This is a genomic window from Bradyrhizobium guangdongense (assembly GCF_006483445.1).
GTDB lineage: Bacteria > Pseudomonadota > Alphaproteobacteria > Rhizobiales > Xanthobacteraceae > Bradyrhizobium > Bradyrhizobium guangdongense_A.
Genome location: NZ_PPPT01000137.1, coordinates 1 through 20566 on the forward strand (window position 1 = coordinate 1; position 20566 = coordinate 20566).

General features: G+C 65.1%; 23 protein-coding genes and 1 other RNA gene. 6 read left to right on the forward strand and 18 right to left on the reverse strand.

What is annotated here, in order from left to right; all coding sequences use genetic code 11:
* Nucleotides 1-1187 (reverse strand): RNA polymerase sigma factor (locus C2U70_RS19790; RefSeq protein WP_140980102.1); only part of this gene is annotated, 1187 nt, incomplete at its 3' end.
* On the reverse strand, nucleotides 1184-1552 hold the full coding sequence (locus tag C2U70_RS19795) for a YciI family protein (RefSeq protein WP_140980103.1): 369 nt from the start codon (nucleotides 1550-1552) through the stop codon (nucleotides 1184-1186). The genes C2U70_RS19795 and C2U70_RS19790, both read right to left, overlap by 4 nt.
* 144 nt (nucleotides 1553-1696) lie before the next feature.
* On the opposite strand from C2U70_RS19795, the gene C2U70_RS19800 reads away from it, so the two are divergent.
* Nucleotides 1697-2659: a 2-hydroxyacid dehydrogenase gene (locus C2U70_RS19800; protein ID WP_140980104.1), complete on the forward strand. Its 963-nt coding sequence runs from the start codon at nucleotides 1697-1699 to the stop codon at nucleotides 2657-2659.
* 20 nt (nucleotides 2660-2679) lie between these two features.
* On the opposite strand, the gene C2U70_RS19805 is transcribed toward C2U70_RS19800, so the two are convergent.
* Entirely contained in the window at nucleotides 2680-3201 is a 522-nt protein-coding gene (locus C2U70_RS19805) for a hypothetical protein (protein WP_246666798.1), read from the reverse strand.
* A gap of 94 nt (nucleotides 3202-3295) precedes the next feature.
* Nucleotides 3296-3952 carry a TetR/AcrR family transcriptional regulator gene (locus tag C2U70_RS19810; RefSeq protein WP_140980106.1) on the reverse strand — a complete coding sequence of 219 codons (657 nt, stop codon included), beginning with the start codon at nucleotides 3950-3952 and terminating at the stop codon, nucleotides 3296-3298.
* Between the two features lie 109 nt (nucleotides 3953-4061).
* Here C2U70_RS19810 and C2U70_RS19815 point away from each other — a divergent pair, with 109 nt between their 5' ends.
* Complete coding sequence (locus C2U70_RS19815; RefSeq protein ID WP_140980107.1) at nucleotides 4062-4706, forward strand: glutathione binding-like protein; 645 nt, start codon at nucleotides 4062-4064, stop codon at nucleotides 4704-4706.
* Nucleotides 4707-4964: 258 nt separating this feature from the next.
* On the forward strand, nucleotides 4965-5669 hold the full coding sequence (locus C2U70_RS19820; protein ID WP_140980108.1) for a type 1 glutamine amidotransferase: 705 nt from the start codon (nucleotides 4965-4967) through the stop codon (nucleotides 5667-5669).
* On the opposite strand, the gene C2U70_RS19825 is transcribed toward C2U70_RS19820, so the two are convergent.
* The 9 genes from C2U70_RS19825 to C2U70_RS19865 all read right to left on the reverse strand — a co-directional run bounded on the left by C2U70_RS19825 (nucleotide 5666) and on the right by C2U70_RS19865 (nucleotide 11959).
* Nucleotides 5666-6133: a DUF1348 family protein gene (locus C2U70_RS19825; protein WP_140980109.1), complete on the reverse strand. Its 468-nt coding sequence runs from the start codon at nucleotides 6131-6133 to the stop codon at nucleotides 5666-5668. The two genes, C2U70_RS19820 and C2U70_RS19825, sit on opposite strands and share 4 nt — an antisense overlap.
* A gap of 79 nt (nucleotides 6134-6212) precedes the next feature.
* Complete coding sequence (gene ybgC / locus C2U70_RS19830; protein WP_433960689.1) at nucleotides 6213-6617, reverse strand: tol-pal system-associated acyl-CoA thioesterase; 405 nt, start codon at nucleotides 6615-6617, stop codon at nucleotides 6213-6215.
* A 113-nt stretch (nucleotides 6618-6730) separates the two neighbouring features.
* Nucleotides 6731-7648 carry a metallophosphoesterase gene (locus C2U70_RS19835; protein WP_140980111.1) on the reverse strand — a complete coding sequence of 306 codons (918 nt, stop codon included), beginning with the start codon at nucleotides 7646-7648 and terminating at the stop codon, nucleotides 6731-6733.
* Between the two features lie 83 nt (nucleotides 7649-7731).
* On the reverse strand, nucleotides 7732-8781 hold the full coding sequence (gene ruvB / locus C2U70_RS19840; RefSeq protein WP_140980112.1) for a Holliday junction branch migration DNA helicase RuvB: 1050 nt from the start codon (nucleotides 8779-8781) through the stop codon (nucleotides 7732-7734).
* Nucleotides 8778-9332 carry a hypothetical protein gene (locus C2U70_RS19845; RefSeq protein WP_246666799.1) on the reverse strand — a complete coding sequence of 185 codons (555 nt, stop codon included), beginning with the start codon at nucleotides 9330-9332 and terminating at the stop codon, nucleotides 8778-8780. The genes ruvB and C2U70_RS19845 overlap by 4 nt, the downstream gene beginning before the upstream one ends.
* The gene (locus C2U70_RS19850; protein ID WP_140980113.1) at nucleotides 9329-9748 is read right to left on the reverse strand and encodes a cytidine deaminase; all 420 of its coding nucleotides are present in this window, start codon (nucleotides 9746-9748) and stop codon (nucleotides 9329-9331) included. Before C2U70_RS19850 ends, C2U70_RS19845 begins: the two co-directional genes overlap by 4 nt.
* Nucleotides 9749-9794: 46 nt before the next feature.
* Nucleotides 9795-10412, reverse strand: a complete 618-nt coding sequence (gene ruvA, locus C2U70_RS19855; RefSeq protein WP_140980114.1) for a Holliday junction branch migration protein RuvA — start codon at nucleotides 10410-10412, stop codon at nucleotides 9795-9797.
* 142 nt (nucleotides 10413-10554) lie between these two features.
* Nucleotides 10555-11082 carry a crossover junction endodeoxyribonuclease RuvC gene (gene ruvC / locus C2U70_RS19860; protein WP_140980115.1) on the reverse strand — a complete coding sequence of 176 codons (528 nt, stop codon included), beginning with the start codon at nucleotides 11080-11082 and terminating at the stop codon, nucleotides 10555-10557.
* A 130-nt stretch (nucleotides 11083-11212) separates the two neighbouring features.
* The gene (locus C2U70_RS19865; RefSeq protein WP_140980116.1) at nucleotides 11213-11959 is read right to left on the reverse strand and encodes a YebC/PmpR family DNA-binding transcriptional regulator; all 747 of its coding nucleotides are present in this window, start codon (nucleotides 11957-11959) and stop codon (nucleotides 11213-11215) included.
* A gap of 202 nt (nucleotides 11960-12161) precedes the next feature.
* Between C2U70_RS19865 and C2U70_RS19870 the strand changes: the two genes are divergently transcribed.
* Together C2U70_RS19870 and C2U70_RS19875 are read left to right on the forward strand one after the other, a co-directional pair.
* A complete protein-coding gene (locus tag C2U70_RS19870; protein ID WP_140980117.1) occupies nucleotides 12162-13916 on the forward strand; it encodes a methyl-accepting chemotaxis protein in 1755 nt (584 codons plus the stop codon).
* 140 nt (nucleotides 13917-14056) lie between these two features.
* Nucleotides 14057-15481, forward strand: coding sequence for a methyl-accepting chemotaxis protein (locus C2U70_RS19875; RefSeq protein WP_140980118.1), 1425 nt, complete (start codon nucleotides 14057-14059; stop codon nucleotides 15479-15481).
* Between the two features lie 232 nt (nucleotides 15482-15713).
* On the opposite strand, the gene C2U70_RS19880 is transcribed toward C2U70_RS19875, so the two are convergent.
* The 5 genes from C2U70_RS19880 to C2U70_RS19900 all read right to left on the reverse strand — a co-directional run bounded on the left by C2U70_RS19880 (nucleotide 15714) and on the right by C2U70_RS19900 (nucleotide 18182).
* Nucleotides 15714-16538, reverse strand: coding sequence for a TIGR00282 family metallophosphoesterase (locus C2U70_RS19880; protein WP_186294370.1), 825 nt, complete (start codon nucleotides 16536-16538; stop codon nucleotides 15714-15716).
* Nucleotides 16516-17112, reverse strand: coding sequence for a 5-formyltetrahydrofolate cyclo-ligase (locus C2U70_RS19885; protein ID WP_140980119.1), 597 nt, complete (start codon nucleotides 17110-17112; stop codon nucleotides 16516-16518). The genes C2U70_RS19880 and C2U70_RS19885 overlap by 23 nt, the downstream gene beginning before the upstream one ends.
* A 188-nt stretch (nucleotides 17113-17300) precedes the next feature.
* A non-coding RNA gene (gene ssrS, locus C2U70_RS19890) (6S RNA) lies at nucleotides 17301-17461 on the reverse strand.
* A gap of 50 nt (nucleotides 17462-17511) precedes the next feature.
* Nucleotides 17512-17895 (reverse strand): cell division protein ZapA, encoded by a 384-nt coding sequence (locus C2U70_RS19895; protein ID WP_140980120.1) that lies wholly within the window; start codon nucleotides 17893-17895, stop codon nucleotides 17512-17514.
* Nucleotides 17892-18182 (reverse strand): DUF4164 domain-containing protein, encoded by a 291-nt coding sequence (locus C2U70_RS19900; protein ID WP_140980121.1) that lies wholly within the window; start codon nucleotides 18180-18182, stop codon nucleotides 17892-17894. The genes C2U70_RS19895 and C2U70_RS19900 overlap by 4 nt, the downstream gene beginning before the upstream one ends.
* Before the next feature lie 306 nt (nucleotides 18183-18488).
* On the opposite strand from C2U70_RS19900, the gene tkt reads away from it, so the two are divergent.
* Nucleotides 18489-20474, forward strand: coding sequence for a transketolase (tkt, locus tag C2U70_RS19905; RefSeq protein ID WP_140980122.1), 1986 nt, complete (start codon nucleotides 18489-18491; stop codon nucleotides 20472-20474).
* The last annotated feature ends 92 nt before the right edge of the window (nucleotides 20475-20566 follow it).

Here is a 20566-nt window from a genome sequence, read left to right on the forward strand (position 1 = left end):
AGCGCGATGGCGCGGTCGAAGGCGATTCGGGCTTCGTCGTTGCGGCCGAGTTGCATCAGGAAGGCGCCGCGGACGCCGTAAAAATGGAAATAGTTGGCGAGCTTCGGCGCCAGCGGCTCGATCATGTCGAGCGCGGCTTGCGGCCCACGCACCTTCGAGGCCGCCACCGCGCGGTTGAGCGTCACCACCGGCGAAGGCTGCGCCAGCTCCAGCGCACCATAGAGCAGGTCGATCTGCGCCCAGTCGGTCTCCTCCGGCGTTGCCGCGCGCGCATGGAGCGCTGCGATCGCCGCCTGGATCTGATAGGGCCCGGGGCGGCGGTGACGCATCGCCTTGTCGATCAGCGCCAGCCCCTCCGCGATCATGGGACGGCTCCACAGGGTACGGTCCTGGTCTTCGAGCAGGATCAGCGAGCCGTCGGTCGCAAAGCGCGCCTCGTGGCGCGCGTGCTGCAACAGCAGCAGCGCGGTCAGACCCATGATCTCCGGCTCGCTCTGGAACAGCCGCAGCAAGAGGCGCGCCAGCCGGATCGCCTCCTCGCACAGGGGCTTTCGGATCGCGGCGGTATCGCCGCTCGCCGAATAGCCCTCGTTGAAGATCAAATAGATCATCGCGGCGACACCGGCGAGCCGCTCGGACCGCTCGATCGCACCCGGCGTTTCGAAGGGAACGTCGGCATCCGCGATGCGCGCCTTCGCCCGCGTGATGCGCTGCTCCATCGCCGCTTCCGACACCAGGAAGGCGCGCGCGATCTGCTTGACGGTGAGGCCCGAGACGATGCGCAGCGCCAGCGCAATCTGCTGCGTCGCCGGCAATTCCGGATGGCAGCAGATGAACATCAGCCGCAAGATGTCGTCGCGATAATGCGACCCGTCGAGCCGCTCGGCCAGCGCGCCTTCGGCATCGTCGAGGTCGGAGATCGGCTGGTCGTCCTCGGGCAGCGGTTGCTGCTTGCGGTTGCGGCGCACCTCGTCGATCGCGACGTTGCGGCCGACCATGATCAGCCAGGCGGCGGGATCGCGCGGCGGTCCGTTCTGCGGCCAGGTTTTTAGCGCGCGCAGGCAGGCGTTCTGGAAGGCCTCTTCGGCCGTATCGAGATCGCGGAAGTAGCGCAAGAGCGCGCCGACCGCCTGGGGACGCGCCGAGGTCAGCGCGGTCTCGATCCAGGCGGCATCGGTATCGCTCACGTCAAATTCCCTCCGGGCCTGAACACGCCGACAGGACGCACCTCATAGGCGCCGCCCGGATTGGCCGCCCCCAGCTCGCGCGCGACGTCGAGGGCGTCGTCGAGATTCTTGCAATCGACGATGTAGAAGCCGAGCAACTGCTCCTTGGTCTCGGCATAGGGACCGTCGAGCACCAGCGGCGGATTCTCCTTGCGCAAGGTCGCGGCCGCCGTGGTCGGCAGCAGCCGCGCCACCGGACCGAGCCGGCCCTGGCTGGTGAGCCTGTCCTGCACCACGGCAAGCTTCTTCATCACGGCTTCGTCCTGTTCCTTGCTCCAGGAACCGACGAAATCCTCGTCGTGATAGCAGAGGATGGCATAGAGCATGGGCAACAAATCCTGTTCTCAAACTGAAGACGGCCCACTATGCCCTGCCCCGACAGCGATGCGGAAATAATTTGCGGGAAATATCCGGCCAGTCGTGCCATGGAGACTGCAAGATTGAGCTGCCGGCAGATTGGATATCCGTAAATGACGAAAGGCGCACTCGCCCTCCTGATCAACAGCAACTCGCAGAACTGGTCACCCGAGCGCTGGAAAGCGCGGTTCGACGCAGTGTGCGGCGACCGCGTCGTGATGCCGCTGCCCAGTGGTCTCGATCCGGCCAGCGTGCATTATGCCGCAGTGTGGAAGCCGGTTCCGGGCACGCTCGCAGGATTTCCGAACCTGCGCGCGATCTTCAACCTCGGCGCCGGTGTCGATGCGCTGATGGCCGACCGCACGCTGCCCGACGTGCCGCTGGTCCGCGTCGCCGTGCCCGATCTCACGGGCCGCATGACCGAATATGTCGTGCTGCACGTGCTGATGCATCATCGGCAGGAGCTTTACCTGCGGCAGTCGCAGCGCGAGAAGATCTGGGAGCCGAAATATCAGTGGCCGGCGAGCGCCGTCACCGTCGGAATCATGGGCCTCGGCACGCTCGGCATCGATGCCGCCGGTGCGCTGAAGCGCATCGGCTTCCGCGTCGTGGGCTGGAGCCGCAGCGCGCGGACTGTCGAGGGCGTCGCATGTTTTCACGGCGATTCCGGGCTCGATGCGTTCTTGCGCGAAACGGACATCCTGGTCTGCCTGTTGCCGCTGACGCCGGAGACGCACGGCATCCTCAACCGCGACGTCTTCGCAAAGCTCCACCGTAAGGGACCGCTCGGCGCCCCCGTGCTGATCAATGCCGGCCGCGGCGGCCTGCAGACCGAGGCCGACATCCTCGCCTGCCTCGATGACGGCACGCTGGGCGCCGCCTCGCTCGATGTGTTCGTGCAGGAACCGCTGCCTACTGATAGCCGGTTCTGGAGCCACCCCAAGGTGGTGCTGACGCCGCACAATGCGGCCGACACCGATGCGGACGAGATCTCGAAATATGTGGCGGCGCAGATCAAGCGGTTCGAGGCGGGCGGCGCGCTTGAGAATGTGGTGGACCGGGCGCGGGGGTACTAGGCCCCTCACTGTCGTCCCAGTTAGCGGCGGCCGAACGCCAGCGGCGAAGCGCCTGGCGGCAGCGTCGAATGGATGTCGCTGTCAACCAGTCCGGGGGATTGCTGCTGGGTGAAACTCGCCCCGAACGACAGGCTGAGATTCGACGTCGGACGGAATTCTATTCCCGCGCTCGCGCGATAGCCGCCCGGCAGCGTCGACGAGGTAGAATCGAACGGCGTCAGCGGCGGAGCGCCGGACCCGTAATTGTATTTCAAAGTGTCGAAGCCGGTGAAGACCGTGACGGGCGAGTTGGCAAAATTGTAGCCGAACTTGACACCATCAGACGACAGCGCGCCGAAATTGCCGAACGCCCGCGTTTGATCGAAGCCATTCATGCTCCACGCCGCGGTGCTGCTGCGCGAAGAGGACATGAACCAGCCTTTTGGAAGTCTTGATTGCGGATCGTTCGCATCGAAGCCCAGGCTGTCACCCCAGCCCATCAGCCCGCTTGAATTCATGTAAGGCACCGGCGCGGCCTGGGCATGCGCCGTCCGCCCGCCCATGCAGAGAGCCACCAAACCCGATGCGAGAGCGAACCCGCGTGCAAAGCTGAGCGTCATCAATGGAACCTTCGCGTGCGTCGGGATTATACGCGGACTACCCCTTGGAACCAACGCCGATCATCACGTCGATCGTGCCCTTCACGATCGCCTCCAACTCCTTGCGCGGCACACGGGCGCGCGAGCGGATCGCGATTGAGTGCACGGTCGCAGACGCGATCTGCGCCAGCACGGCGGGGTCGGCACTTTCGGGCAGCTCACCCTTCTCCTTGGCCCGGCGGAAGCAAAGACCGAACGCCTTGTCGAGCTCGCTCAGGCCGTCCAGCACCATGGCACGGATATCGGGATCGCCGACGGCCTCCGAGGCCGCGGTTACAACCGTGAAGCAGCCGCGCGGACCGGTCTCGCCGGAGAGATAGATGTTGAGCGCGGAAGCAAAGATCCTTTCCAGCCGCTCGCGCAGCGGCAGCTCCTGGCGAAAGATGTCGGCCATCGCCGCGCGCGCCTCGTCGCGGTAGCGCTGATAGCTCTTGATGTAGAGCTCGCGCTTGTCGCCGAACGCGCCATAGAGGCTCGGCCGGTTCATGCCGGTTGCTTCGGAGAGATCGTCCAGCGACGTCGCCGCAAAACCTTGGGTGCGGAACAGGTCGAGCGCCTTGCCGAGTGCGACATCAGGCTCATAGGCGCGTGGCCGGCCGCGCCTCTTTGGCGGGGTCGGATCAGAGATCGGCGGGCCTTTGCTTTTTTGTACCATTTCGCAAAATATTCCTTGACTAACCCCATATTATGCAAGACAGTACAAAAATCAACTTGGCCAGGTTGAACGACACTTCCATCAAAGGAAATGCCCAAGGAGGCCCCAAGTGGATCTTTATTTCTCGCCCCTCGCCTGTTCGATGGCGACCCGCGTTGCGCTCTATGAGGCAGGCGCGGATGCGACCTATCTCGAGGTCGATTCTCCGAGCAAGACCGTGCTGAAGGACGGCTCCGACTTCCGCGCCGTCAACCCGATCGGCCTGGTGCCGACGCTGCGCACAGACGACGGCGTGGTGCTGACGGAGAACGCGGCGATCCTGCAATACGTCGCAGACCGCTTTCCGCAATCCGGAATCGGCACCCCGGCAGGCATCGACCGCACGCGCCTGCATCAATGGCTCTGCTTCATCGGCACCGAGCTGCACAAGGGGTTGTTCATTCCCCTGCTCGACCGCAAGGCTCCTCAGGAGACCAAGGCCTACGCGCTGGAGAAGAACCTGTCGCGGCTCGACTATCTCGACAATCACCTGAAGGGCCGCGAATTCCTGCTCGACCATTTCACCGTGGCCGACGCCTATCTCGTCACGGTCATCAACTGGACCATGGCGACGCCGCCGATCGACCTCGCGAAATGGCCGAACCTGAAGGCGTATTTCGAGCGCCTGAAGACGCGGCCGTCGTTCACCAGGGCGATCGCCGAGGAGTTCGAGCTGTACAAGCACGAGCTCGCGCGGCGGAAGGCGGCGGCGTAAATCTCTTTTCCTTCTCCCCGCTTGCGGGGAGAAGGTCGGGATGAGGGGGAGCCTCCGCGGGGACGGAGACTATAGGACCCGCGGAGAGTCCCCCTCACCCGATCGCTTCGCGATCGACCTCTCCCCGCAAGCGAGGCGAGGTGAAGGAAGCCGGGGCGACACTGATTATTTGGCGCATGGCCTGCCTGCGCACCAAGGCCTTGGAGACACACGCCCGCGATGCTACCTCAGGGCGTCAGCATCATCGGCTCGCTCCCCATGGCACGCATCACCATCATCGAGACCGGGCACGTTCCCAAAAAGTACCGCGAGCGCCACGGCTCCTTTCCGGACATGTTCGAGCGCATGGTTCGCGCCGCGGATCCGGCTGCGACCTTCGACGTCGTCAGCATCCCCGATGGCGGCGCGCTGCCCGACCCGGGCGAAGTCGATGCCGTCCTGATCACCGGTGCGGCCGCAGGCGTTTACGATGGCCTCGTCTGGATCGCACCGCTGGAAGATTTCGTGCGCGCCGTCCATGCCAGGGGAACGCCGATGGTCGGCGTCTGCTTCGGTCATCAGTTGATCGCACAGGCGCTCGGCGGCGTGGTGGAGAAATCCGGCAAGGGCTGGGGGATCGGCCGGCATGTCTATCAGGTGACGCCGGACAACGGCATCGTCGACGGCGATCAGTTGGCGATTGCCTGCTCGCATCAGGACCAGGTGATCGAGGCCCCTGCCGGCGCACGCACGATCCTGTCGTCCGACTTCACGCCGCATGCCGGCCTGCTCTACGAAGGCGGCACCACGCTGTCCGTGCAACCGCACCCGGAATTCGACGTGGACTTTGCAAAAATCTGCTGCGAACTGCGCGACGGCAAGGCGCCCGACGACGTCGTCGCCACGGCCAAGGCGTCGCTGGAGGAGCCACTCGACAGCGCAAAACTCGGCGGCGTGATTACGCGGTTTCTGACGAAGGCCTAGAACGGGCTATCTCCCAGCCCCGGCACATCCGCCGGCCTCGGGCGCGGCGCGGCCCAATGGAAACGCCGGTCCTTCTCGGCAATCGCGATATCGTTGATCGAGGCTTCGCGGCGCTTCATCAGGCCGTGCTCGTCGAACTCCCACTGCTCGTTGCCGTAGGAGCGATACCACTGGCCGCCGGCATCGTGCCATTCGTATTGGAAGCGCACCGCGATGCGGTTGCCGTCAAAGGCCCAGAGATCCTTGATCAGGCGGTAGTCCTGCTCCTTCTCCCATTTGCGCGTCAAAAACTCCACGATCGCCGCGCGCCCTTGAAACACTTCCGAGCGATTGCGCCAGCGGCTGTCCTCGGTATAGGCCAGCGACACCCGCACCGGATCGCGCGAATTCCAGGCGTCCTCGGCCATGCGGGCCTTTTGCGCGGCGGTCTCGCGCGTGAAGGGTGGAAGCGGTGGGCGCGACATGGCTGGACTCCTCGAATGCTTTGGGCCGCAATCTATCGCGGGAAATCGCGGAGTCGATGGCCGATTGCCTATCGCCCGATCACGAAATCACATCGGCCTTCATCAGGGTGCGGATCGTCTTCGGGATCGGCTGGGCACGACCGCCGCTGATGAAGGCAACGCGCACCTCGGCTTTGACCAGCACGTCCTCGCCGCGCCGCACCTCCTGGTTCAGCATGATGGAGGCGCCCTTCACCGCGACCGGCCAGGTCACGATGTCGAGCACGTCGTCCATGCGCGCGGGCTTCATGAAGTCCAGATGCATCGAGCGCACGACGAAGGCAAAGCCCGGGGTCTCAGTCGCGGCCTGCTCGAACAGCGCATGCTGCTCGGCGCCCATCAGCCGCAGATGATTGGTGCGCCCGCGTTCCATGAAGCGGAGATAATTGGCGTGATAGACGATGCCGGAAAAATCCGTGTCTTCGTAATAGACCCGCACCTGCATGTGGTGGCGGCCGTCACGGATCTCGCCGTCGAGATGGTCAGTCACGTCGCGCGCCTCGCTTCGCACTCGGAAGCGCCCGTTTTGCGCAAAATCGGAGCCTTGTGCAAGCGCAGTCAGGATACGGCCGACACCGTCCGGCCCAGCGTCACCAGCACGATTTCCGGCGGCACGCCGACGCGGACCGGCAGAATGCTGCAGCCGAGCCCGCCGGAGATGATGACGTCGCATTTCAGCCTGATGTGGCCATAGGCGAGCTTGAGGCCCTGCTGCACCGGCAGCGCCGGCGACCAGCCGAGCACGCGGATCTGGCCGCCATGGGTATGCCCGGACAATTGCAGCGCGACGCGCGCCGGAACGCGCGTGGCGATGTTCGGCTCATGCGCAAGCAGGATCACCGGCGCATCATCAGTGATCTTTGCAAGCGTCTCGTTGAGATCGTCGACACCGACGCGCGCGACGGTGCGGATGCGTCGCGCCGGCAGATAGGCAAGCTGGTCGCCGAGGCCGGCGAGCCAGAACGGACGGCCGTTGCTGGTGATCCGCACCGCGTCGTTCTCGTAGACGGGAATGCCGGCGGCCTCGAGCGCGCGATGCGCGACCGTCGGCCCGCGCCCTGCCCGCTGCACGATCTTGTCGTCCCAATAATCATGGTTGCCCATGATGGCATGTATGCCGAGCGGCGCCTTGAGCCGGGCAAGCACTGCCGCCCATTCGTTCGCCGGGATGAAACGCGTGACGCGGCGGTGGCCGGCGACGTAGTCGCCGAGCAGCACGACGATATCAGGCTTGAGCGCATTGGTGCGCTCGACGATCCCTTCGATCCGGTCCAGCGACATCCAGGGATCGCAGGCATGGAGATCGGCGAGCACGGCGATGCGGAGCGGGAAATCGGCAGGCCATTGCCGCGGCATCGGATGATAGCGCTTGATGCGCAGCCGCATCGGCTCGACGCCGACGCCATAGGCCGCTGTCGAGACGCCGAGGGCGGACAGGCCGCCGATTGAACCAAGGAATTTCCGCCGCGTGAGCATGAAGACCCGATCGTGATGCGTTTCCTTGATGGGGCCCGATTGGAGCGGAAATTTGGTGGGCCCGTGCAGATTTCCTGCAGCGCCTAGTCGTCGCTCTCGTCACCGCCGAACAGGCCGAACTGCGCGGGATCGCGCGTCGGCTCGTTGATGCCGAGATGCCTGAAGGCATGCGAGGTCAGGAGACGGCCGCGCGGAGTGCGCTGGAGATAGCCGCACTGGATCAGATAGGGTTCAATGATGTCCTCGATCGCATCGCGCGGCTCGGAGAGCGCCGCCGCCATCGTCTCGACGCCGACGGGGCCGCCGCCATAGTTGAGCGCGATGGTTGAGAGGTAGCGGCGGTCCATGGCATCGAGACCGGCCGCATCGACCTCGAGCGCGCTCAGCGCGTGGTCGGCGATCTCACGGTCGATCTGATCGGCATTCGCGGCCGAGGCAAAGTCGCGCACACGGCGCAGCAGGCGACCGGCGATGCGCGGGGTACCACGGGCACGGCGCGCGATCTCGTTGGCGCCGTCAGCGGTCATGCCGACATTGAGCACGCGCGCGCCGCGGGTGACGATCTTCTCCAGCTCCTCGATAGTGTAAAAATTCAGCCTGATCGGAATGCCGAAACGATCTCGCAGCGGATTGGTGAGCAGGCCCGCGCGTGTCGTCGCCCCGACCAGCGTGAACTTCGACAGCTCGATCTTCACCGAGCGCGCGGCGGGGCCTTCGCCGATGATGAGATCGAGCTGAAAATCCTCCATCGCGGGATAGAGCACCTCTTCGACCGCAGGGCTCAGGCGATGGATCTCGTCGATGAAGAGCACGTCACGCTCTTCGAGATTGGTGAGGAGTGCGGCGAGATCGCCAGCCTTGGCGATCACCGGGCCCGATGTCGCGCGAAACCCGACGCCAAGCTCTTTTGCGACGATCTGCGCCAGCGTGGTCTTGCCGAGGCCGGGGGGACCGACGAACAGCACGTGGTCGAGCGCCTCGCCGCGCTTGCGCGCGGCCTCGATGAACACGGAGAGGTTCTTGCGGGCCTGCTGCTGGCCGACGAAATCGGTCAGGGTCTGCGGGCGCATCGCGGTGTCGCCGACATCGTCGCTGCGGCGCTCGGGCGTGACCATGCGGGAGGGCGTGTTCATGCGACGATGCTACCACGGTGCAAAGGTTTCGCGAGCCACCAGCACAGGCTGGCTGGAATGATTGTCAGCACGGCGAGCACCGCCGACAGCTTCAGCGCCTGCTGTGCCGACCGGACATCCGGCAAAATCAGGGCCGATGATTCCGAGGGCACGACGAACGTGCCGAACGCGACAAAGCCGGCGACGGCAATGGCCGCGGCCAACCACGCCATCCAGATCATATTGACGCCGCCATAGATCGCAGCCAGCGCAAAGACCAGTCCGGCCGCGACGGCCGGCAGAATCGCCGCGAGCATCGTCGCGATCGCGAGCAGCACGACGGCAACCGAAACCATGGTGCGCAGCGCCTCGAGTTCGAGAAGCGCGAGGAACATCTGCAGCAGCGTCGCGCCGAGCGCGACGGCGATCAGCGAAATCAGCGCCGCCATGGTCAGCGGTCCCGCGACGGAAAAAATCAGGACGATACCGATCGTACGCGCGAAACGGCCGACAATGGCGCCGGCTGAATAGTCGCGTGCCGCCGGCATGCCCATGCGGGAGGGCCCGTTCACTCGTTGCCTCGCCGGTACTTGTTCGGCAGCAGTTCGCCGATGGTCACGACCTTCGGCGTCTTGCCGCTGTTGGGAACGATGACACGGGCCTTGGCATCGTAATCGTGGATCAACTCGCGGCAGATGCCGCAGGGCGAGACGACAGCGATCTTGCCGGGCTCGTCGGGCTTCGGATGACGCACGGCAACGATGGTCTCGATGCCGTGGTCGCCGGTCTCGGTGATGGCGCGGCCGATGGCGATCGCTTCGGCACAGACCGCGATGCGGCCGATATAGGCGTCGATGTTCACGCCGGTCACGATACGGCCATCACGCGTGCGCATGGCGGCGCCGACCTCCTGCCAATCGTTGCGATAGCGCTGGCTGATCGCCTTGGTCGCGGCGTCGATGAGTTCCTTGTCGTCTTTACTCAGCATGGCGAAACGTACATTCCTTGGTCAGTCGGGGCCGGCGCCGACCAGTCTATTTCGACAATTCCTTCAGGCCCAGACGAATGAGCTGGGCCGTTTCGGCCTTTTCGCCGGCATTGCGCGACGCCGCCGCAATGGCGGCGGCCGCCTGCGGCTGGCCATAGCCGAGATTGACCAGCGCGGAGATCGCATCCGCCACGGGGCGCGGCGCGCGCTGCTCGTCGATGGCACCGGCCAGATGCACCACGGCAGGATCGACATTCGCAAACGCCGGCGCCTTGTCTTTGAGCTCGGTGACGATGCGCTCGGCGACCTTTGGGCCGACGCCCGGCGTGCGCGCCACCGCCGCCTTGTCGCGCAGCGCGATCGCGTTGGCGAGATCGGACGGGTTGAGCGTGCCGAGCACCGCGAGCGCGACCTTTGCCCCGACGCCCTGCACGGTCTGCAGCAGGCGAAACCATTCGCGCTCAGTGTCGGTGCGGAAGCCGAACAGCTTGATCTGGTCCTCGCGCACATACGTTTCAATGGAGAGCACCGCGGCTTCGCCCGGCGACGGCAGATGCTGCAGCGTGCGCGCCGAGCAATGCACCTGATAGCCGACGCCGCCGACATCGAGGATCACATAGTCCTCGCCGTAGGAATCGATCAGGCCCTTCAGCTTGCCGATCATCGCGCACCCTCGGTCACGGCAAGTCCATCCCCTCCGTCATGGCCGGGCTTGTCCCGGCCATCCACGTCCTTGGTATCGGCAAGAAAGAACGTGGATGCCCGGCACAAGGCCGGGCATGACGGCGAAGAGTTGAGCCTGCACTTCATAGGCCGGCCACCTTCAGCCGGAGCGCGGTGCTCTGGCGATGATGGGCATGCGTAATGGCGACGGCGAGCGCGTCGGCCGCGTCCGCCGAGGGCGGCTCCGCCTTGGGCAAGAGGATCTTCAGCATGACGGCGATCTGGTTCTTGTCGGCGTGGCCGGCGCCGACCACCGTCTTCTTGACCTGGTTGGGCGCATATTCGGCGACCGAGATGCCGAACATCGCGGGCGCCAGCATGGCGACGCCGCGGGCCTGGCCGAGTTTCAGCGTCGCGACGCCGTCCTTGTTGACGAAGGTCTGCTCGACGGCGGCTTCCATCGGCTGGTGCGCAGACAGCACCGCGCCGAGCCCCTCATGGATCGCCAGCAGCCGGTTCGACAGCGGCAAATTGTCCGGCGGTTCCACCGAGCCGCAGGCGACGTAAATCAGCCTGTTGCCGTCAGCCTCGATCACGCCCCAGCCGGTGCGGCGCAGGCCGGGGTCGATGCCGATGATGCGAACGGGGCCGCGAATCGGGAGCGCAGTCATGGGCCAGTGATAGCGGCTGGCCGGAGGAAGCGAAACAGAAACGGAACGAAAGTCCCCGGGGAAGTATGGTCTCGTGCCCCGGGCGCGGCGCAGCGTGAAACGATGCGCCGCGTCCGGGACACGAAAGCTTCTACCCGCCCATCTTCGCCATCAGCGCGTCCGAAATCTCGAAGTTGGCGTAGACGTTCTGGACGTCGTCGTGCTCGTTGAGCAAATCCATCAGCTTCAAGAGCTTCTCGCCGGCCTCGTCGTCGACCGCGACCGTGTTCTGCGGCTTCCAGATCAGGGCAGCCTTGCGCGGCTCGCCGAACTTGGCTTCCAGCGCTTTGGCGACGTCGCGATAGCCTTCGGTCGAGGCGTAGATCTCGTGACCACCTTCGTCCGAGACGACGTCGTCGGCGCCGGCCTCGATCGCGGCATCCAGCACCGCGTCGTCGGAGGCGACGCTGCGGTCATATTCGATGATGCCGGTGCGGTCGAACATGAAGGCGACCGAGCCGGTTTCGCCGAGATTGCCGCCGGATTTGGTGAAGAAGGAGCGGATATCGGAGGCGGCGCGGTTGCGGTTGTCGGTCAGCGCCTCGACGATGACGGCGACACCGCCGGGGCCATAGCCCTCGTAGCGGATCTCGTCATAGTTCTCGCCCTCGCTGCCGAGCGCCTTCTTGATCGCGCGCTCGATATTGTCCTTCGGCATGTTCTCCTGCCGCGCCGCGACAATGGCGGCCCGCAGGCGTGGGTTCATGTTGGGATCGGGCGTCCCGAGCTTGGCGGCGACAGTGATTTCCCGGGCCAGCTTGCCGAACAGCTTCGATTTCTGCGCATCCTGCCGCCCCTTGCGGTGCATGATGTTCTTGAATTGGGAATGTCCGGCCATGCGTGGTCTCTCGGGAATCGTCCGGGGAAATTGGTGTGAAGCGCGGCCTTATAGGCCGCCATCCTACCAAAGTGGAAGACTTTCTAGGGATCTCAGGTAATACCGTAGCTATTTGTGCATAGATTTCAGGCAGCTGTTAACCCTGATTTCATTCCGGCCGGTGAAAATACTGCCGTCCTTTCTCCCGACAAGAGTTGACCTGATGGCGTTCGGAATGTTTCGGAAGCGCGTACCGGACGAGGCTGCGCCCGCGGCGACCCCGCAGGCTGCCCAGCCCGCCGTCGAACAGGCCGTGGCCTCCGAGGGCGATTCGGCCAAGGAAATTCTGGAACTTTTGGAACTCGAGCTCGGCGCCATGATCCGCCAGCTCGAGAAGGCCGCGAGCTCGGTGGCGAGCGGGGCTGACGCCACCGCCACCACGCTTGCGACCATCCGCGCGCGCACCGACGCGCTGACCGGGCGCACCAGTGCCGCGCAGTCGACCGCCACCACCTTCGCCAACGCCGCCGACAAGTTCACCCAGTCGGCGCAGGGCATCGGCGCGCAGGTGCGTGAAGCCGGCAAGCTCGCCGACCAGGCCAGCGCGGCCGCACAGGAAGCACGCGCCAATGTCGACCGCCTGCGCGAATCCTCGGCGGCGATCGGCAACGTCGTCAATCTGATCGCGCAGATCGCACGCCAGACCACGCTGCTCGCGCTCAACTCGACCATCGAGGCGGCGCGCGCAGGCGCCGCCGGCAAGGGCTTTGCCGTTGTCGCCACCGAGGTCAAGGCGCTCGCGGTACAGACCCAGAGCGCGACGGAAGAGATCACCAAGAAGATCGAGACGCTGCAAAAGGACGCCGCCGGCTCGGCCGATGCGGTGCATCGCATCTCGCAGGCAATCGAGGCGATCCGCCCCGTGTTCGAGACCGTCGACGGCGCGGTGGCCGAGCAGAACGCCACGACCAACGAAATCTCCGGCAATGCCGCGACCGCGTCGCAGTTCATCGTCTCCGTCGGCGACAGCGCCGCCGAGATCGACGCCGCGACCACGGCGGCGGAGGCGCATGGCGAGAACGTCGCCAGCGCCGGCAAAGCCGTCACGACGTTTGCGCAAAAGCTCAAGTCGCGTTGCGCGGTGCTGTTGCGGCAGAGCGAGCATGACGACCGCCGCAAGACCGAGCGGCTGCCCTGTCATCTCAAGCTCGAGATCAAGTCCGCGCGCGGCGCTGTGACCATGCCGGTCTACGAGATTTCGATGGACGGCGTGCTGATCGGCGGCGCGGATGCCGGAAAGTTTGCAGCCAACGAGAGCCTCGAGGGCACGCTCCAGGATGTCGGCGCCTGCCGCCTGCGCGTCACCGAGCAGACCAAGGCCGGCGCGCGAGCGCAGTTCGTCGCCGCCAATGCGGAGCTTCGCGAAAAGATCGAGGACAAGCTCTGGTCGATCCACGAGGAGAACACCGAGCTGGTGACCCGCGCCATGGAAGCAGGCAGCGCGCTGACAAAAATCTTCGAGCAGGCCGTGGCGCGCGGCGAGGTCTCGCTCGACGATCTCTTCGACACCGCCTACGTCGAAATATCAGGCACCAATCCGCAGCAATACCGCACCCGCTATCTCGACTGGGCCGACCGCGCATTGCCGCCGTTCCAGGAAGCGTTTCTGGCGAAGGAACCGCGCCTCGCTTTCTCGGCCATGGTCGATCGCAACGGCTTTTTGCCGGTGCACAACAAGATTTATTCGCATCCGCAGCGTCCGGGTGATGTCGCCTGGAACACGGCCAATTGCCGCAATCGCCGCATCTTCAACGACCCGGCGGGCCTTGCTGCGGCGCGCAACACCCGCTCCTACCTGGTCCAGAGCTATGCGCGCGACATGGGCAACGGCAACACCGTGATGATGCGCGAGATCGATGTGCCGATCCGCGTCCAGGGTCGACACTGGGGCGGATTCCGCACCGCCTATAAGCTCTAGAATTCGAGCCGAACGAACATAAGCACGCTTCCGTGCACGCTCAGGCAAGACCGGCTGCGCGAATCACGATCTAACTTCCGACTGGAAGTGGGACGCCGCGTGCGCCGGTCGATCGGCGCCGGCTGAAGGAAGCTCGCAACATGTCCGCCGCGCAACTTGCAGTATTGGACACCGGATCCAACCGGTCGCTGGCCGAGCGGCTCATCGACCAGCTCGCCGACCGCATCGGCGGCCTCGGAGTGGAGCTCGCCGACATCGCCGGCAACGTCCAGGAGGTCGCAAGCCGCGTCGCCAACCAGTCGGAACGGTTCCACCATCTGCAAACGACGGCCGAGACGATGGTCTCCGCCAATCGCGACATCGCCAACGCATCACAAGCGGTGCAATCGACCACCTCGGCGGCCGTCGGCGAAATCGTGCAATCGCGCAGCGCCGTGGACGCAGCGGTGCAACACATCGCCGAGCTCGTCGAAGCGGTCGGACGCATCGAGGCCCGGCTCGGTGCCGTCGGCGCCGCGCTGTCGCAGGTCGCAAAAGTCTCCGGCTCGATCGAAGCGATCGCCAAGCAAACCAATCTGCTCGCGCTCAATGCCACCATCGAAGCGGCGCGCGCTGGGACTGCCGGCCGCGGCTTCGCCGTGGTCGCCAGCGAAGTCAAAAACCTCGCCGAAGGCACGCGCCAGGCCACGCAGCAGATCTCCGACACCGTGCGCGATCTCGACGGCCAGATCGGCAGCCTGATCGGCGAGAGCAGCGACGCTTCGCTGCGCGCCAAGAGCGCCGGCGAAGGCGCCCAGCAGATTTCCGGCATCATCGCGCGCGTGCAGCAGGGCATCGCCTCGGTCGGCCAGGAGATCGACGGCGTCGCGCGTGCTGCGACCTCCAACCTCGGCCATTGCGACACCGTCATTTCAGAGCTCAGTGAGCTCGCCAAGGGCGTCGACCTTTCGTCGCGAGATCTCAGGAACGCCGACGAGCGCGTCGCAAAGCTTCTTGAGACCTCCGAAGGCTTGATTGCGCTGATCGCCGACAGCGGCGTCGAGACATCGGACGCACCGCTGATCCGTGTCGTCGTCGACACCGCCAAACAAATCTCGGCCGAATTCGAGGCCGCCGTCGATCGCGGCGAGATCACGCTCGACAAGCTGATGGACGAGAATTATCGGGAAATTCCCGGCACCGATCCAAAGCAATATCTCACCAGCTACGTCGAATTCACCGACCGCGTGCTGCCTGCGATCCAGGACCCGATCCAAAAGTCCGATCCGCGCATCGTGTTCTGCGTCGCCTGGGCCAGGGGCGGCTATCTGCCGACGCACAATCCCAACTACCGCCTGCCGCAGGGCAAGGACCCGGTCTGGAACAACGCCAATTGCCGCAACCGCCGCCTGTTCTCGGACCGAGCGGTGAAGAAGGTGGCGGCGAATACAAAACCGTTCCTGCTGCAAACCTACCGCCGCGACATGGGCGGCGGACAGTTCGTGCTGATGAAGGATCTGTCAGCGCCGATCGTGGTGAAAGGCAAGCACTGGGGCGCGTTCCGGATGGGATTTAGGCAGGGGTGAGTGCGCGCCGCTGCGCGGCGAAGCGCGATATTTCCCATGTCGTCCGGACAAGCGGAACTCTGGCAACGCGCAGCGTTGCTAGCGCGGCGCGCCGATCCAAGACCCATAACCACAGGGCTAAGTTTGGCGAAGACTCGTGGTTACCAGCTCGCGCCACAGCCACTCCCTGTGGCTATCGATCCCGGATCTGCGCTTACGCTTGTCCGGGATGACACCGAATTTGCGGCAACAACTAACTCAACCAAAACCTCGGCGTCGCCGGCTCCAGCCGGCCGCCCGCACGCACCGGCGCGATGCGGAGCGCGAGCCCCGTGGTGTCGTCCGTCTCCACGGCCACGCCGCTCAGCGTCGCAACACCGCCGGCCGGCTCGAACCGACCCGACGGAATGCCCGACGTAAAGCGGCGCAGCGGCTCTTCCTTCTGCATGCCGATGATCGAATCGTAATCGCCGGTCATGCCGGCGTCGGTCATGTAGGCGGTGCCGCCCGCGAGGATCTGGTGATCGGCGGTCGGCACATGGGTGTGCGTGCCGACGACGAGGCTGGCGCGGCCGTCGCAGAAATAGCCGATGCCCTGTTTCTCGCTGCTTGCCTCGCAATGGAAGTCGACGACGATCGCATCGGCCGCAACGCCGAGCGGACAGGCGCCGAGCTCGCGCTCAAGTGCAGCGAAGGGATCGTCGAACGGCGTCATGAAGACGCGACCGAGCGCGTTGACGACGAGCGCATGCTTGCCGTTCTTGGTCTCGACCAGCGCTGCACCACGGCCGGGCGTGCCGCGCGGATAGTTCGCCGGCCGCACCAGGCGCTCGGCGCGCTCGATGAAAACAAGCGCCTCGCGCTGGTCCCAGGAATGATTGCCGAGCGTCACCGCGTCGGCGCCGGCATCCAGCAGTTCCTGATAGATCGCTTCGGTGATGCCGAAACCGCCGGCCGAGTTCTCGCCATTGACGACGACGAAATCGAGCGACCAGTCGCGGATCATGCCGGGAAGATGTTCGGAGATCGCCGTGCGGCCGGCACGGCCGACGACGTCACCCACGAAGAGAATGCGCAACTTCAGGACTCCGGAAATCGAAAACGTCCGATTCCGTTAGCACATAATCCAGCGCGACGTCGTGCGATAGTGCAGGAACAGCCTCGATCTCTTGCGCCGCAAACGCCACCCCGATACCCAGCACGTGCTTGGTCTTGCGCAGATGCGCGAAGGTGAAGTCGTAATGCCCCGCACCATAGCCGATGCGATGGCCGAGACGGTCGAAGGCCGCGAGCGGCGTCAGCATGATGTCCGGAATCACTTCAGCAGCGGCCGGCGACGGCTCGGGAATGCCGAGCGGGCCGAGCATCAGGCGGTCGTTCGGATGCCATAGCCGGAAGATCAGCGACTTGCCGCGCGTGGTGACACAGGGCAGCGCGAGCCGCGCACCCTCGTCTGCAAGTTTGCGCATCAACGGCGCCGGGTCGATCTCGTTGCGGATCGGCGAATAGCCGGAGACAATGCTGCCGGGCAGGAGCTTGAAAGGCAGGCCGCGCCTGGCGAGCTTTGTCGCGGCGGAAGCGCGCTTCTTGTCACTGAGCGCGTCGCGCGCCGCGAGGGCTTTGGCACGAAGGTCGGACTTGGAATTGCTCATGTGCTTGGCTCTCCAACGTCATCACCCGCGAATGCGGCTGATCCAGTAGTCCAGAGGCGGTGAAGCATCACTCGAGCGCCGCAGCGTACTGGATGCCCCGCTCAGGCCGGGGCATGACATCGCACCAAACAGAACCGCCGCAGTCTGACGCGCAGAATTCGACAGGCACAAAGCAGAAGGGCAGAAAGTGCGAGGCCGCAATCGCCGTTGAAGCACTCGATCCCGGAGTTCCCTACGAAAGTAGGTGGGCACCATATGTCCGGGTCCACGGACCCGGCCAGGGACAGTTCCCTAAAGGATCGATAAGGCCCCGGGGATATATGGCTCCTGACGTGCGTCGCAGCCTCGCTCGGTCAATGTAACAACGAAAGTTCCGAACCGCCAGCCCGGTGCCCGCGATCACCCGATCGCGATGCCGTTGCCGACGGTCCGGTTCAGTACTTGTGTCGACTTTTCGATCCGCTCGGCCGCGGCATTCAGCGCGTTGACGACCGCGGTCTGCGTGATCCGCGCGCGCTCGGCGGCGGCGTTGCGGAAGTCGCGCAGCTCGGTGACCTCGGCTTCCAGGGTGCGGACGCGATTGCCAGCGTCGAACAGCTCGTCGCACGCCATCAGCGCGGCCATCACGGTGAGCCTGGCATCGCCGATCTCGCCGAACTTGCCGCGCAGCGCCTGAATGCGGGACTCGAAGCTCTCCGCGAGCTTCAGAAGCCGCACTTCCTGCCCTTCCTCGCAGGCCATGCGGAATTGCCGGCCGTTGATGGTGACGTTGATGTGGCTCATGAGTCCTCTCCGGTATCGAGCACCGAGCGTATCGTGACGATCGCGGCGTCGAGCCGATCGGAGATGTCGCGACTGGTGCGTTCGAGCTTGCGCGCCTTCACCAGCGCACCGTCGAGTTCGTCGGCCAGACGCGAGCGATCTGCGCCCAGTGCCTGAATGCGCGTCGCAAGCTCGTTCTCGTCGCGATCGGCATCGCGGCGGCGTTCGACCGCGCTCTCCAGCGCGTCGAGCGCCGCCATGAGCCTGCGGGTCGCGATCTCGATCTCGAGGGCGGACGACTCCGTCATGGCGGAACTGGTGGCAGCGCGATCGCTCATGCAGTTAGCGGCGAACCTTCATGTGAGCTTGCCGTCCGGCAAAAGACTCGGTTCGGCAAGCGGTTAGAAGCAAATATTTACGTGGCAAGGAAGGCCAGCGCAACGCCGCCGCAGAACTATGCACCGATAAGCAACTTTTCGGCCCGGGAACGCGTTTGATTGCCTTGGACTCGGGGAACCGAGATGCTATCCCAGCCCCGACCCGAGCGGCTGCCAGGCTCGTCCCCACGCGGCCCACACCGCCACCAAGCGCTTCATTTCAGACGGATTTTCATCATGACGCAGGTCGACCACACCCGTATGGCCAATGCGATCCGCGGCCTTTCGATGGACGCCGTCGAGAAGGCCAAATCGGGCCATCCCGGCCTGCCGATGGGCGCCGCCGACATCGCCACCGTCCTGTTCACGCAGTTCCTGAAATACGACGCCACTGCCACCAACTGGCCCGATCGCGACCGCTTCGTGCTCTCGGCCGGCCACGGCTCGATGCTGCTCTATTCGCTGCTGTTCCTCACCGGCAATCCGGACATGACGCTGGACCAGCTCAAGAACTTCCGCCAGCTCGGCTCGCTCACGCCCGGCCACCCCGAGAACTTCCACACCAAGGGCATCGAGACCACCACCGGCCCGCTCGGCCAGGGCATCTCGACCGCGGTCGGCATGGCGCTGGCGGAGAAGATGCTCGCCGCCGAGTTCGGCAAGAAGATCGTCGACCACCACACCTATGTGCTCGCCTCCGACGGCGACCTGATGGAAGGCGTGTCGCAGGAAGCGATCGCGATGGCCGGGCACTGGAAGCTCGGCAAGCTGATCGTGCTCTACGATGACAACGGCATCTCGATCGACGGTCCGACCTCGATCGCCGATTCCGTCGACCAGGTGAAGCGCTTCAAATCCGCCGGCTGGGCCGCCGAGAAGATCGACGGCCACGACCAGGCCGCGATCGCAGCCGCCATCACGCGCGCGCAGAAGTCGAACAAGCCGACGCTGATCGCCTGCCGCACCACGATCGGCTACGGCGCACCGACCAGAGCCGGCACCGCCAAGGCGCATGGCGAGGCGCTCGGCGCCGATGAATTGAAGGGCGCCAAGGAAAAGCTCGGCATCTCGCTCGAGCCGTTCTCGGTGCCCGACGACGTACTGAAGGCCTGGCGCGCAGCCGGAAGCCGCGGCGCCGCCGCCCGCAAGGAGTGGGAAGATCGGATCAGTCAGCTCGGCAGCCGCAAGCGCGCCGAATTCGAGCGCCGCCTGCGCCATGAGCGGCCGGCCTCGCTCGCAAAGGCGCTGAAGACGTACAAGAAGGAGCTCCTGGAAAAGCCGATGATTGCGGCCACCCGCAAATCCTCGGAAGCCGTGATCGAAGTCATCGCCGGCGCGATGCCGATGGAATTTCTGGCGGGCTCCGCCGACCTCACCGGCTCCAACAACAACAAGGCGAAGTCAGCCACGGCCTTCTCCGCCAAGACGCCGAAGGGCCGCTTCATCCATTATGGCATCCGCGAGCACGGCATGGCCGCGGCCATGAACGGCATTTTCCTGCATGGCGGTTTCGCACCCAACGGCGCGACCTTCCTGGTGTTCACCGATTATGCGCGGCCGGCGATGCGGCTTGCCGCGCTGATGGGCGCCGGCGTGGTCTATGTGATGACCCACGACTCCATCGGCCTCGGCGAAGACGGCCCGACCCATCAGCCGGTCGAGCATCTCTCGGCGCTGCGTGCGATCCCGAACATGCGCGTGTTCCGCCCCTGCGACGCCGTCGAGGTCGCCGAGTGCTGGGAGCTGGCGCTCAACCGTGTCGACGGGCCGACTGTGCTGGCACTGACGCGCCAGAACCTGCCGCAGCTCCGTACCATCGCGCGGAACGACAACCCTTGCGCGGAGGGCGCCTACGAGCTGGTCCCGGCGCAGGGCGAAGCCAAGGCAACTTTCTTTGCATCCGGCTCCGAGGTCGAGATCGCGGTCGCCGCGCAGCGCCAGCTCGCCGAACGCGGCATCCCGTCGCGGGTTGTCTCGGTGCCGTCGCTGGAACTGTTGTTAGCGCAACCAGAGGCCAAGCGCGCCGCAATCATCGGCAATGCGCCGGTGAAGGTCGCGATCGAAGCCGCGGTGCGCTGGGGCTGGGATGCCGTGATCGGCCAGGATGGCGAATTTATCGGCATGCGTTCCTTCGGTGCCAGCGCCCCTGCAAAGGACCTTTTCAAGCACTTTGGAATTACCGCTGAGGCCGCAGTTAACGCTGTGCTGAAGCGCGTATCCTGAGTGTTGAGCTTGCCGGCAAAAAGGATTACCAAGCTCCTCATATGAACCAGTCCCGCCCGGCCGAACCGGGCGTCCGTCTAAAAACCCTCGCA